The organism is Pseudomonas sp. ADAK18, assembly GCF_012935695.1.
Classification (GTDB): Bacteria; Pseudomonadota; Gammaproteobacteria; order Pseudomonadales; family Pseudomonadaceae; genus Aquipseudomonas.
This window is the reverse complement of the sequence record NZ_CP052859.1, coordinates 2,974,516-2,987,082: the sequence shown is the minus strand read 5'-3', so window position 1 is coordinate 2,987,082 and position 12,567 is coordinate 2,974,516. Positions and strand designations below refer to the sequence as shown.

General features: G+C 59.8%; 12 protein-coding genes. 6 read left to right on the top strand and 6 right to left on the bottom strand.

The genetic code is table 11. The features are described 5' to 3' along the window. Positions 1-60 precede the first annotated feature (60 nt). The 5 genes from HKK55_RS13320 to HKK55_RS13300 all read right to left on the bottom strand — a co-directional run bounded on the left by HKK55_RS13320 (position 61) and on the right by HKK55_RS13300 (position 5,646). Positions 61-1,170, bottom strand: coding sequence for an alcohol dehydrogenase catalytic domain-containing protein (locus tag HKK55_RS13320; RefSeq protein WP_169355112.1), 1,110 nt, complete (start codon positions 1,168-1,170; stop codon positions 61-63). Positions 1,171-1,198: 28 nt separating this feature from the next. Continuing rightward, positions 1,199-1,954, bottom strand: coding sequence for an SDR family oxidoreductase (locus HKK55_RS13315; protein ID WP_169355111.1), 756 nt, complete (start codon positions 1,952-1,954; stop codon positions 1,199-1,201). Between the two features lie 153 nt (positions 1,955-2,107). Next, a complete protein-coding gene (locus tag HKK55_RS13310) occupies positions 2,108-3,115 on the bottom strand; it encodes a substrate-binding domain-containing protein (RefSeq protein ID WP_169355110.1) in 1,008 nt (335 codons plus the stop codon). A gap of 54 nt (positions 3,116-3,169) precedes the next feature. Then, positions 3,170-4,162 carry an ABC transporter permease gene (locus HKK55_RS13305; RefSeq protein WP_169355109.1) on the bottom strand — a complete coding sequence of 331 codons (993 nt, stop codon included), beginning with the start codon at positions 4,160-4,162 and terminating at the stop codon, positions 3,170-3,172. Next, positions 4,159-5,646, bottom strand: a complete 1,488-nt coding sequence (locus HKK55_RS13300) for a sugar ABC transporter ATP-binding protein (protein WP_169355108.1) — start codon at positions 5,644-5,646, stop codon at positions 4,159-4,161. The genes HKK55_RS13305 and HKK55_RS13300 overlap by 4 nt, the downstream gene beginning before the upstream one ends. Before the next feature lie 283 nt (positions 5,647-5,929). On the opposite strand from HKK55_RS13300, the gene rpiB reads away from it, so the two are divergent. The 4 genes from rpiB to HKK55_RS13280 all read left to right on the top strand — a co-directional run bounded on the left by rpiB (position 5,930) and on the right by HKK55_RS13280 (position 10,290). Next, positions 5,930-6,391, top strand: a complete 462-nt coding sequence (gene rpiB / locus HKK55_RS13295; protein WP_155581986.1) for a ribose 5-phosphate isomerase B — start codon at positions 5,930-5,932, stop codon at positions 6,389-6,391. Between the two features lie 63 nt (positions 6,392-6,454). Beyond that, positions 6,455-7,435 (top strand): sugar-binding transcriptional regulator, encoded by a 981-nt coding sequence (locus HKK55_RS13290; RefSeq protein ID WP_169355107.1) that lies wholly within the window; start codon positions 6,455-6,457, stop codon positions 7,433-7,435. Between the two features lie 404 nt (positions 7,436-7,839). Next, complete coding sequence (locus tag HKK55_RS13285; protein ID WP_169355106.1) at positions 7,840-9,408, top strand: TerC family protein; 1,569 nt, start codon at positions 7,840-7,842, stop codon at positions 9,406-9,408. A 39-nt stretch (positions 9,409-9,447) separates the two neighbouring features. Further along, complete coding sequence (locus tag HKK55_RS13280; protein WP_178128846.1) at positions 9,448-10,290, top strand: PhzF family phenazine biosynthesis protein; 843 nt, start codon at positions 9,448-9,450, stop codon at positions 10,288-10,290. A gap of 8 nt (positions 10,291-10,298) precedes the next feature. Here HKK55_RS13280 and HKK55_RS13275 read toward each other — a convergent pair whose 3' ends face one another. Continuing rightward, the gene (locus tag HKK55_RS13275; RefSeq protein ID WP_169355105.1) at positions 10,299-10,658 is read right to left on the bottom strand and encodes a co-chaperone YbbN; all 360 of its coding nucleotides are present in this window, start codon (positions 10,656-10,658) and stop codon (positions 10,299-10,301) included. Between the two features lie 344 nt (positions 10,659-11,002). Here HKK55_RS13275 and HKK55_RS13270 point away from each other — a divergent pair, with 344 nt between their 5' ends. Next, entirely contained in the window at positions 11,003-11,851 is an 849-nt protein-coding gene (locus HKK55_RS13270; RefSeq protein ID WP_169355104.1) for a transporter substrate-binding domain-containing protein, read from the top strand. 52 nt (positions 11,852-11,903) lie between these two features. After that, positions 11,904-12,566 (top strand): amino acid ABC transporter permease, encoded by a 663-nt coding sequence (locus HKK55_RS13265; protein ID WP_169355103.1) that lies wholly within the window; start codon positions 11,904-11,906, stop codon positions 12,564-12,566. Position 12,567 lies beyond the last annotated feature (1 nt).

Here is a 12,567-nt window from a genome sequence, read left to right as displayed (position 1 = left end):
GCAGGCAAGCCAGCTCCCACACAAACCCGGCTCTCACAGAGATGCGTATCGTTGCGAAAATCAGGGTTCGAGCACGACTTTAAGGGACTTGTCCCCGCGCTCCATCACCGCGAACGCCTCCTTGAAATCTGCCAGCGCAAATTTGTGGGTCACCACGTCGCGCATGTCGATTTTGCGGTTGCCGATAAAATCGATGGCCCGCGGGTACATGTACGGGCCCAGGTGTGAGCCCAACACGTCCAGTTCCTTGCGGTCGCCGATGATCGACCAATCTACCGTGGCCTCGTCGTTGAAGACGCTGAATTCGACGAAACGCCCCAGCTTGCGCAGCATGGCCAGGCCCTGGTTGACCGCCTTGTGATGCCCGGTGGCTTCGATATAGATGTCGCAGCCGTAACCGTCGGTGATCTCGCGAATCTTCGCCATCACATCAACTTCAGCTGGGTTCCATACCTCGTCCGCACCCATGCGCAAGGCGAGGGCGGCGCGTTCGGGTTTCATGTCGAGGACGATGAGTTTTTTCGGGTTGCGCATGCGCACCGCGCCGATGATCCCCAGGCCCAGGGTGCCGGCACCGGCGACCACCACGATGTCATCGAAATCGACATTGGCCCGTTCGGCAGCGTGCAGCGAGCAGGCCAGCGGTTCGATCAGGATCGCTTCGTCCGGGGCAATCGAGTCCGGCACTTTATGGACGATGCCTTCCTTGGTGAAAATCATGTACTGGGCCATGGCGCCCTGGACGTTGTTCTGGAAGCCGTAGAGGTCGTGTTTCTGGCACATCCAGTACTGGCCGTGGTTGCAGAAGCGGCAACCCCAGCACGGCACGATCTGTTCGGAAATCACTCGGTCACCGACCTTCACACCGCGCTTTTCGGCGCCCGGGCCGAGGGCGACCACACGGCAGACAAACTCATGACCGGGGATCATTGGCGGCTTGACGTAGCGTGGCTGCTCGGCGTCGCCCCAGAACGACGGCGCGCCGCGGTAGGTCTTGATGTCCCCCATGCAGATGCCGCACAGCTCGACCTTAGTAAGGATTTCTTCGGGGCCGGGTGTCGGCACGTCGACGGTTTCCAGGCGGTAGTCTTCGGGGCCATGGCACACCACGGCTTGCATGGTCTTGGGGATGATGGGCGACAGTTGTTCGGCAGTGCGTTCGGTGGACATGACGATAAACCTCACGACAAAAGATGAATTACTGAATGCTGTAGCCGCCGTCGATCATCACGTTTTCCCCGGTGATCATCTTGGCGGCATCGCTGAGTAGGTACAGCGCCAGCCCGGCGATTTCTTCCGGCTGGGCGAAGCGGCCTGCCGGGATCTGCAATTTGGCCCGTTCGCCCAGCTCGCCTGCCCAGGCCTTCTTGCCCAGGGCGGTCTCGACGATGGTGGGGGAGATGGCGTTGACGTTGATGTGCGGTGCCCATTCCATGGCCAGCACCTTGGTCATGCCGACGATGGCTGCCTTGCTCGCGCAGTAGGCGACGTGGCGGTCAAGGCCGATCACCGCCGCCTGGGAGGCGAGGTTGATGATGCGGCCGCTGCCTTGGGTGAGCATGTGTTTTGCGCAAGCCTGGGCGACGAAGAAGCTCGCCTTGAGGTTGATGTCGAGGGTGGTGTCCCAGGCGTTTTCGCTGACGTCCAGGGCCTTGTCCAGTATCACGACACCGGCGCTGTTGACCAGGTAATCCAGGCGCTTGAAGTGATCGAACACGTAATCGATGGTGCTTTGCACCTGGTCGAGTTGGCGCAGGTCCACGGCAATGCCAATGTTCCCGGCGCCGAGGCTGGCGGCGACATCGACCACGGCCGGGTCACGGTCGAGCAGGGCGACTCGCGCCCCACGCTCCACCAGCAGGCTGGCACAGGCCAGACCAATCCCGGCGGCCCCGCCGGTGATCACGGCGCAGCGGCCGGTGAGGTCGAAGGCCTGATTCCAGAATCCAGACATGAACATGACTCCTTCTTGCTAACAGTGGAGATCTAAGGGTGGAACCCGGTTAAATGTGGGAGCTGGCTTGCCTGCGATGCAGGCGACTCGGTGTATCTGATGTACCGAGGTGATGCCATCGCAGGCAAGCCAGCTCCCACATTGACCGCGTTGCTACTTACCACCACTGACTTGCTGATACAGCGCATCCGCATTGGCATTGGTCACCGGCACCCACGGCAGGATGTAGTTCTTGGCGGTGCCATCGCCCCACTTCACGTCTTTCGCGTAGCGTTCCCAGATCACCGACTTAGGCTTGTAATCCTTGCCGGCCAAGGCGCGCAGAGCTACATCGAGGGCTCCCTGCGACTGCGCCTGGGCATCTTGCAGGAAGGTGATGACTTCATCTTTCTTCACCGCCTGGATTGCATCCGGCATGCCGTCGATGGAGGTCACCGGCACATCCTTGAACGACAAACCGTGGGACTTCAGCGCTTGCACCGCGCCGAGGGCCATGTCGTCGTTCTGTGCGATCACACCGTTGATGCCTTTGGGGTGGGCGTTCAGCCAGTCTTCGGTCAAGGTCAGGGCCTGGGCGCGGTCCCAGTTGGCGGTCTTTTTCTCGATGATCTTGATATCCGGGTACTTGTTCAGCACTTCCATCTCGCCCTTTTCCCGGTCGATCTGTGCCGACTGGCCAATCGGTCCCTGGATGATCACCACGTTGCCGCGGCCGTTGAGCTTGTCGACCATGGCCTGGGCCTGGAGGCGACCACCTTCCACATCGTCGTTGCCCACGTACGGCACGTTGGCGTCGGCGACCTTGGCGTTGGAGGCGATCACCACTACGTCATTGCTCATGGCCGCCTTCACGGTGCCGACACCGGCCTTGGTGTCGATGGGCACAAAGAGGATGGCGTCGTAGTGCTGGGTCACCATGTTTTCAATCTGGTTGTTCTGGGTCAGCGCGTCGTAGTTGCCGTCGAACACGGTCAACTGCACGGTGCCGTCCTTGACCGCCGGGTGTTCCTTCAGCTCGCGGACCCAGTTCTGCATGAACTGGCCCTTGAGCCCGTACACGGCCGCGCCGATCTTGTAGGTCTTGCCATCGGCCGCCACGGCGATGCTGCTGGCAAGCAGGGAGAGTGCCGCGACGGCGGCTAATACTGGAAAGGGCTTCATAGTGAGAACTCCGATTATTGTTATGGTCGTTCAGTTCGGTTCAGAGCACAGGGACTAGCGTTTTTTCTTGCGCCACACGTCAATCAGCACGGCGAGCACGATGATCAGGCCCTTGGCGACCTGCTGGTAATAGGAGGACACGCCGAGCAGGTTCAAGCCGTTGTTGATCACCCCGATCAACAGCGCGCCAAACAGCGTGCCGACGATGCTGCCGGTGCCGCCGGAGAGGCTGGTGCCGCCGATCACCACAGCGGCGATGGCGTCCAGTTCATAGGACATGCCGGCCTGGGGCAGGGCGGAGGTGGTGCGTGCCGACAACACCACGCCGGCCAAGCCGGCGAGCAGCCCGGACACCACGTACACCGAAAACATCACCTTGCGCACGCCGATCCCCGAGGTGCGTGCGCTCTTCTCATTGCCGCCCACCGCATACACGTAACGGCCGTAGGTGGTGTAGCGCAGCACCATCCAGAAAATCAGCGCGACCACCGCGAAGATGATGATCGGCACGCCAATCGGGCCGATTTTGCCGATGCCCAGCGCCAGGTAGGCGTCGGGCAGGTCGGTGACCGGGCTGCCGTCGTTGAGAATGAAGGTCATACCCCGGGCGACGCTCAACATGCCGAGGGTGGCGACAAAGGGTGGAATCGACAGGTTGGCGACCATGAAACCGTTGACCACCCCGAGCATGGCGCCGGCAAACATCCCGGCGCTCACCGCCGCCAGCAGGCCGTAGCCCTGGGTGGCGACCATTGCACTGCAGAGTCCGGCAAAGGCCAGGATCGAGCCCACTGACAGGTCGATGCCCTTGGTCAAGATCACGTAGGTCATGCCCACGGCGAGAATGCCGTTGATGGAGGTCTGGCGCAGGATGTCCATCCAGTTGCGCCAGGTCATGAAGTATTCGCTGGAAAACGCCATCACCACGCACAGCAGGATAAACACCAGCGGCAGGCCAAAGCGGTCGAGGGACAGGCGCAGACGGCTGCGCGGTGCCGCCTTGACGGGAGCGGTGATGGGTGTGGACAGGGTTGTTTTGGCGTTCATGAGGCAAGACTCAACAAGGCTTCCTGGGAAAGGGCGGTGTCAGTGCTGATGGTCACCAGCCGGCCGCCCTTGAAGACAGCGATTCGATCGCTCAGATGCAGCAGTTCCGGCGCTTCCGACGACACCACAATGGCCGCGCCGCCGGCGCGCACGAATTGGTCCAACAGGTGATAAATCTCCTGCTTGGCGCCTTCATCAATACCGCGTGTCGGCTCGTCGCACAGGAGGCAGATCGGCTGGGTCGACAGGCATTTGGCGAGCACCACTTTCTGTTGGTTACCGCCGCTCATGGATTCCACTGGCAGGTCCAGGGAGGTGGTCTTGATCTGCAGACGCTTGACCATGTCCTGGGCCAACTGGTTTTCCTTGCGGGCATTTATCAGCGACCAGCTCGACAGCTGCTTGTAGGCCGACAGCGCGATGTTGGAGAGGATGCTGCCACTGAGCACCAGGCCGCTGTCTTTGCGGTCTTCGGTGACCAGGGACATGCCGGCGCGAATGGTCGCCTTGGGCAGGCCGATGGGCATCGGCTTGCCTTGCAGGGTGACGCTGCCGGAGTCGGGTGTGGTCAGGCCATAAATGCAGTTGAGAAACTCGCTGCGTCCGGAGCCCATCAGGCCATAGATGCCCAGAATTTCGCCCTGGCGCAGTTGCAGGCTGATGTCCTGGAACTCGCCGGCGCGGCTCAGGCTGTCCACGTCCAGGCAGCACTCGGCAGCACATTCGCGGCCGACCTTGTGATCGATCCGCGTCAGTTCCTGGCCAACGATGCCGCGCACCAGGTGGGCGCGGTCGATATCGGCCATGCGTCCGGTTTCGACGAAGGCACCATCGCGGAAGATGCTGTAGTCATCGGCAATCTGCGCCAACTCGCTGAGGCGATGGGACACATACACGATGCCGGCGCCACGGGCCGTCAGGCGGCGGATGGCCTTGAACAGGGTTTCCGCTTCGCGCTCGCCGATGGCGGAGGTGGGCTCATCCATGATCATCACTTGGCAGTCATGGCTGAACGCCTTGGCGATTTCCACCAGTTGGATCTGCGCCACGCTCAGGCGGTGCATGGGGCTGGTGGCATCCACTTCAAACTCCAGGCTTTCCAGCAACTCCCGAGTACGGCGGTTCAATTCCTTGCTGTCGACGATGCAACCGGCGCGGCGCGGTTCGCGGCCCAGCCAGATGTTTTCGGCGACGGTCATGTAGGGAATCGGTTCCAGCTCCTGGGTGATCATCGCGATCCCTGACGCCAGGGCCTCACTGGGCCGATGGAAATGCACGGGCGAACCGTTGAGCGCGATGGTGCCGGCATCACGCGCCGTGATGCCCATCAGGATGCTGAGAAAAGTTGATTTGCCTGCGCCATTGCCGCCGCACAGGGCGTGAACGCTGCCGGCCCGCAGAGAGAGGCGCCCGTCACGCAGGGCAGGGATCCCGGCGTAGGCCTTGGCGACGTGTTCAGCCTGGAGCAGTAATGGCGTGGCCATCGGCGTGTCCTCGTGCTGTGAATTCTTATTAGGTCGCACAGTTATGTTTCGCTGTGATCATATGTGTATCAAATGAAATTCTGATCAGTCAATCTCTTTCATGGAAAAGATGTAAAAGTGCCGGTTTGCGCAAATAATGCCCTTTTATAGGGCTTTGACTGGTGGGTCAGTTAAATCATGCTTGACAGGAAGTGGTGAATATTCGAGAAATGACTGATACTAATTTCACTGAGTGATCATTTGATCAGTCTTAAGCACGACCACGGCAGCGGAGCCAGACGCCATGAACACACCTTTCCCGGTGGCTATCGGATGCGATGAAGCGGGTTACGAGCTCAAAGAATTGTTGAAGCGCCATATCGAAGCGCTGGGATATCCGGTGACCGACTTTGGTACCCATTCCACGGCGCCGGTGCTGTACCCGGACATCGCCCTGGCGGTGGCCACCGCGATCAATGCCGGGCAGCAGCGGCTGGGGGTATTGGTGTGTGGCACGGGGATTGGCATGGCCATTTCGGCCAACAAGGTCCTGGGGATTCGCGCGGCCCAGGCCCATGACACGTATTCGGCGGAGCGGGCACGCAAGAGCAACGATGCGCAGATCCTTTCCATTGGTGCGCGGGTGATCGGCGCGGAACTGGCAAAAAGCGTCGTCAAGTCGTTCCTGGAATCGGAGTTCGAGGCGGCGCGTTCCGGGGCCAAGGTCGACCGCATCAACGCGATTGAGCGTGATGGGCATCAGTAGTAGACGTAACGGGGCAAGAGTCGGGAGAATGCGCCTTTGACGCCGAAACGGAAGCCCGTCCCCATGAGTGACAGTACCCAGCGCATTGCCAGCGATATCGATCTGATGACCGAAGTGGCGATGCTCTATTACCTTGAGAACGTCACTCAGGAAGCCATCGCCAAGCGCTTCGACCTGTCTCGGGCAAAAGTCAGCCGTCTGCTCAAACGCGCACGGGATGAAGGGATTGTCGAAGTGCGGGTGTTGCAGCATCCGGCGATGAATAACGAGTTGGAGCAGGCGCTGGTGGAGCGCTTCCAGCTGGATCGTGCGCTGATTGCGGTCGACCACAGTGACCCTGACACCCAGCGTTCGGCCGTTGCCAGCCTGGTGGCCAACTACCTGAACAAGACGTTGAGCGACGGCATGATTGTCGCCGTGGGCATGGGCCGCAACGTCGGTGCGGTGGCCGACAACGTGTTCTTGCCGGTGACCCGTAACTGCACATTTGTCTGCGCCATCGGCGGTTCGCTCAAGGCTGGCGAATACATGAACCCCGACCATATCTGCCGGCGCCTGGCCCTGCGTTTTGGTGGCGAGAGTGAAAGTTTGTACGCCCCGGCCCTGGTGGCCAACCCGGAACTACGCGGGGTACTGATCAGCAACGACACCGTGCGCTCCACCCTGGACCGCGCCCGCCGTGCTGACATGGCGCTGATCGGCATTGGCGACATGAGCGAAAACAGCAACATGGTGCGCATGGGCTGGTTTTCACCCCAGGAGATTGCCCAGGCCCGGTTGTCCGGCACCGTGGGCGACATGATGGGGTATGACTTCATTGATATTCACGGCCAGCCGGCGATCAACGCGATTCAGGGGCGGGTGATTGGTTTAACCGTGCAGGAGTTGTTTCGGATTCCGGATGTGGTGGCGATTGCCAGTGAAAACACCAAGGCGGCGGCGACCCTTGGAGCGTTGCGGTCGGGTGTGATCAATACGTTGGCGACCACCGTGACCAATGCCCACACCATCCTGGCGCTGGATGATGCGACCCGCAAAAACTGACACACCATCGATCAAAATGTGGGAGCGGGCTTGCTCGCGAAGGCGGTGGGTCAGTTGATGCCTATTTGCCTGACACTCCGTATTCGCGAGCAAGCCCGCTCCCACATTGGATTAGTGGTGTTTGATGGATTGGTGGGGGTACAGATCTTGTAACAGTTTTACGTTGTAGGGAATTTGCCTTTCGCTTGTACGATTCAGGTCCTTTTTCTGCTACAGGATCTGCATGAACACCCTCTCGGAGCCTCCCAGTCGTCTTTCCCCAAGACACTCGCCGTCCCCGTTCTCGCTGAACGCCCGCATCCGGGCCAAGCATCCCGTCTTTCGATTATCAATTTTCTCCCGGTCTTCTGACCGTACCTTGCCGTGCCCGGCATTCTGAAAATTTTTAACGAGACGACATTGATATGGAATGGTTAGCGGATCCAACGGCCTGGCTCGGCCTGTTGACTTTGATTGTGCTGGAACTGGTGCTGGGCATCGACAACCTGGTGTTTATCGCGATCCTGGCGGACAAGTTGCCGCCGGAGCAGCGCGACCGTGCGCGGCTGATCGGCCTGTCCTTGGCCTTGCTGATGCGCCTGGGCCTGTTGGCGAGTATTTCCTGGCTGGTGACCCTGACCCAGCCGTTGTTTGAGGTGTTCGACAAGAGTTTCTCCGGTCGCGACCTGATCATGCTGTTTGGTGGTGTGTTCCTGCTGTTCAAGGCCACCATGGAATTGCATGAGCGCCTCGAAGGCCACATCAGCGTGCGCACCGGCAATGCCGCCTACGCCATGTTCTGGCCAATCGTGGCGCAGATCGTGGTGCTGGACGCGGTGTTCTCCCTCGACGCGGTGATTACCGCTGTGGGCATGGTGGATGAGCTGGCGGTGATGATGATCGCCGTGATCATTTCCATCGGCCTGATGATCATCGCCAGCAAGCCGCTGACGCGCTTCGTCAATGCGCACCCGACCGTGATCATGCTGTGCCTGGGCTTCCTGATGATGATCGGCTTCGCCCTGACCGCCGAAGGCTTGGGCTTCCACATTCCGAAGGGTTACCTGTACGCAGCCATTGGTTTCTCGATCTTGATCGAGGTGTTTAACCAGATTGCCCGGGCGCGCCGCAAGAAATCTGCCCAGGGCGCGCTGCCGATGCGTGAGCGTACGGCGCATGCGGTGATGCGCTTGCTGGGTGGCCGGAGCCTGGCGATGGAAGAAGTAGGTGAAGAGGTGGCTGACCTGCTGGGTGAAACGGATGCCAACCAAGGTCCGCTATTCGACCGTCGCGAGCGTGTGATGATCAGTGGTGTGCTGCAATTGGCCGAGCGGCCGATCCGCAGCCTGATGACGCCGCGCGCCAACGTCGACACCATCGACCTGGCGGACGATGCCGACACGATTCGCCTGAAGCTGATGCATTCGTCCTATTCGCGCTTGCCGCTGATCCGCAATGGCGCGATTGATGAGCCGCTGGGCTTTGTGCACAAGAAAGAATTGCTCAAGGAGTACCTGGCCGGTCATGAGCCTGACCTTGAGCATTTGGCGCGCCGGGCGGTGAATCTCCTGGAGAATTTTTCAATCCTCAATGCCCTGGAGCAGATGCGTCAGGCGTCGACCCACATTGCGTTCGTGATCAACGAGTTTGGTGATTTCATGGGTGTATTGAGCATGACTGACATCCTCGAATCCATCGCCGGCGAATTGCCGGACGCCAGTGAGATCGAAGGCCCGGATGTGGTTGAGGAGGAGGGTGGGTTCAGGGTCAGTGGTGCCTTGAATCTAAGCCTGATTCGTCAGCGTACCGGCTTCAAGGCCTCGGAAACAGAGGACTACCAGACGTTGGCCGGGTTGGTGATGAGTTTGCTGGATCGCCTGCCGGTGGTGGGTGACAGCCTTGACCATGAAGGCTGGCGCCTGACGGTGGCGGCGGTGGAGGAGCGGCGGGTGACCCAGGTTCGCCTGGTTCCTTTGGATGCGCAGTTTCGATAGGATCTCAAACCTGCAAACTCCTTCAAAAGGCCACGTGCAATGATCCTGGATGTCCTGAAAATCGCAGCGTTTTCCGATGGCGAGCAAGGCGGCAACCCCGCTGGCGTATGGATTGGCGATACGCTGCCGCAAGCCGAGGAGATGCAGCGCACCGCCCATGAAGTGGGCTATTCGGAAACGGTGTTCGCCTGTCCGCAAGAGGATGGCTGGCGGGTGCGTTACTTCTCGCCGGAAACTGAAGTGCCGTTTTGCGGGCATGCCACCATTGCTCTCGGTGCCGCCTTGAGCTTGGCGTTGGGGGACGGTGAATTTCACCTGAGCTTGAACAATGGCGACATCACCGTCAGCGGCCGCAGCGAAGGCAAGTTGATCGAGGCGGCGTTGCAATCACCGCCGACCCGCAGTGGCCCGGCCAGTGATGCGCTGGTGGAGGCTGGCTTGGCATTGTTCGGCTACAGCCGCAATGATCTGGACCCAAGCCTGCCGCCCGCGCTGATCAACGGTGGGGCGACTCATCTGGTACTGGCCCTCGACAGTCGCGCCAAACTCAGCCGAATGCATTACGAGCTGGATGCTGGTCGGCGCTTCATGACTGACGCCGGGTTGGTCACTGTGCTGTTGGTATTCGCTGAGGGGCCGACGTTGTTCCATACCCGTAACCCATTTGCATCGGGCGGTGTGTATGAGGATCCGGCGACCGGTGCGGCGACGGCGGCCTTTGCCGGTTACCTGCGGGACCTGGGTTGGCCGCACGAGGGCTGCATCAATATTGTCCAGGGTGAGGACATGGGCAGCCGCTCGCGGTTACAGGCGCAGATTACTGATCAGAAGGGGGCGTCGATTCAGGTGTCGGGGACGGCGCGGTTGATGCTGGAGGACTGACACGCACCTCACTCTTTCAGGCGCTTGGTGCGCACGCCGCGCGTGTGGCGGGTGAAGGTTTTTTTCAGGGTTTGCTCCTGGGTTTCCCAGGGGCCAAATCCTTTGAGCTTCTCCACCAGTTTGCCGTTCTTCAATACCAGTAGAGTGGGCGTGCCAGTAACGCTGGGATGTCTCGGGGTTTGGGTGGTATCCAGTACATAAAGCTTCGTTCGGGAGCGGTAGCGATTGGCGACTTTCAAGAACAGCGGTTCGGCTTCGCCACATGCCGGGCAGTTGGGTGATACGAAAAGCATGAACACCGTGCGTTGCGTCTGCAGCGCCTTCTGATATTCGACCGCGTCAGCGATGGCGGTGGTCGCAATCCCCATGATGATCTCCTTGAGCGAAAGGCCGGATGGCACCTTTGCTCACGCTAATCCAGGAGACCGAACCGGTCTACTGTCAGAATTCACAGGTCCCCTGTGCGCGGTAACGTCACATTCGCGCACTTAAATGTGGCCCGTCCCCGATGTGTGTGGCCAACGGTAGCAATGTGACTCCAGCTACAAGCTGGCTTCCGTTTTCGTCATAAATATTTATCTATCTGATTTTAAAAGAGTTAACTAGCTACGTATTTTTCCTACAGGTGCTGTGGCACACTTTCTGCTGTCTATTCCGTTGTTACATACCAAGTTCCGGTATAGCGGAATATACAACTCCTGGAGTGCTTGTCATGCATCACCGACCTTGCGTGTTTAAAGCGTGTGTTTTTCTCTTCGCCGCATCGGCTTCCCTCGCCTGCACAGTGCAGGCGGCGGACAGCAAGCTCGACAGTGTGCTCAAGCGTGGGCACCTGATCGTGGGTACAGGCAGTACCAATGCGCCGTGGCACTTCCAGGGAGCGGATGGCAAGTTGCAAGGTTTTGATATTGATATCGGCCGCATTGTGGCCAAGGGGCTGTTCAATGACCCCAGCAAAGTTGAATTTGTGGTGCAGTCCTCCGACGCGCGAATTCCCAACCTGTTGACCGACAAGGTCGACATGAGCTGCCAGTTCATCACCGTCACCGCCAGCCGTGCGCAGCAGGTGGCGTTCACCCTGCCGTACTACCGCGAAGGCGTCAGCCTGCTGCTGCCGACCAACAGCAAGTACAAGGAAATCGAAGACCTGCAAGCCGCGGGTGACGGCGTCACTGTGGCGGTGCTGCAAAACGTCTACGCCGAAGAACTGGTGCACCAGGCACTGCCCAAAGCCAAGGTCGACCAGTACGACAGCGTCGACCTGATGTACCAGGCGGTGAACTCCGGCCGTGCCGACGCCGCTGCCACCGACCAGTCTTCGGTCAAGTACCTGATGGTGCAGAACCCTGGCCGCTACCGCAGCCCAACCTATGCCTGGAGCCCGCAGACCTATGCGTGTGCTGTCAAGCGTGGCGACCAGGACTGGCTGAACTTCGTCAATACCGCGCTGCATGAAGCCATGACTGGCGTTGAGTTTCCGGCCTACAAAGCGTCGTTCAAGCAATGGTTTGGTGTGGACCTGCCAGAGCCGGCGATTGGTTTTCCGGTCGAATTCAAATGATGTGTGAGCACGGGGCGCCGCTGCAGGCGCTCCGAACAAGGTACTGCCGACCATGAATTATCAGTTGAACTTTGCCGCCGTATGGCGCGATTTCGACACCTTGCTGGCGGGGCTCGGTCTGGGCCTTCAACTGGCGTTGCTGTCGATCGCCATCGGCTGCGTGATTGGCCTGCTGGCAGCGTTTGCCCTGCTGTCCAAACACCGTGCGTTGCGCATCCTGGCGTCGGTGTATGTGACGGTGGTTCGCAATACGCCGATCCTGGTGCTGATCCTGTTGATCTACTTCGCCTTGCCAAGCCTTGGGATTCGCCTGGACAAGATCCCCTCGTTCATTATCACTCTGTCGTTGTACGCCGGTGCCTATCTGACCGAAGTGTTTCGTGCCGGGCTGTTGAATATTCCCAAGGGCTTGCGTGAAGCGGGATTGGCCATCGGGTTGGGCGAGTGGCGCATCCGTGCCTACATCACCGTCCCGGTGATGCTGCGCAATGTGCTGCCGGCGCTGTCGAACAACTTCATCTCGCTGTTCAAGGACACCTCTCTGGCGGCCGCGATTGCGGTGCCGGAGCTGACCTATTACGCCCGCAAGATCAACGTCGAAAGCTACCGGGTGATTGAAACCTGGCTGGTGACGACCGCGCTCTATGTGGCTGCCTGTTACCTCATCGCCATGCTGCTCCGTTACCTGGAACAGCGTCTGGCGATCCGTCGCTAAG

Coding starts and splice junctions, on each gene's coding strand:
- HKK55_RS13320 (WP_169355112.1), bottom strand. CDS start 1,170: ATGTCCACCGAACGCACTGCCGAACAACTGTCGCCCATCATCCCCAAG.
- HKK55_RS13315 (WP_169355111.1), bottom strand. CDS start 1,954: ATGTCTGGATTCTGGAATCAGGCCTTCGACCTCACCGGCCGCTGCGCC.
- HKK55_RS13310 (WP_169355110.1), bottom strand. CDS start 3,115: ATGAAGCCCTTTCCAGTATTAGCCGCCGTCGCGGCACTCTCCCTGCTT.
- HKK55_RS13305 (WP_169355109.1), bottom strand. CDS start 4,162: ATGAACGCCAAAACAACCCTGTCCACACCCATCACCGCTCCCGTCAAG.
- HKK55_RS13300 (WP_169355108.1), bottom strand. CDS start 5,646: ATGGCCACGCCATTACTGCTCCAGGCTGAACACGTCGCCAAGGCCTAC.
- rpiB (WP_155581986.1), top strand. CDS start 5,930: ATGAACACACCTTTCCCGGTGGCTATCGGATGCGATGAAGCGGGTTAC.
- HKK55_RS13290 (WP_169355107.1), top strand. CDS start 6,455: ATGAGTGACAGTACCCAGCGCATTGCCAGCGATATCGATCTGATGACC.
- HKK55_RS13285 (WP_169355106.1), top strand. CDS start 7,840: ATGGAATGGTTAGCGGATCCAACGGCCTGGCTCGGCCTGTTGACTTTG.
- HKK55_RS13280 (WP_178128846.1), top strand. CDS start 9,448: ATGATCCTGGATGTCCTGAAAATCGCAGCGTTTTCCGATGGCGAGCAA.
- HKK55_RS13275 (WP_169355105.1), bottom strand. CDS start 10,658: ATGGGGATTGCGACCACCGCCATCGCTGACGCGGTCGAATATCAGAAG.
- HKK55_RS13270 (WP_169355104.1), top strand. CDS start 11,003: ATGCATCACCGACCTTGCGTGTTTAAAGCGTGTGTTTTTCTCTTCGCC.
- HKK55_RS13265 (WP_169355103.1), top strand. CDS start 11,904: ATGAATTATCAGTTGAACTTTGCCGCCGTATGGCGCGATTTCGACACC.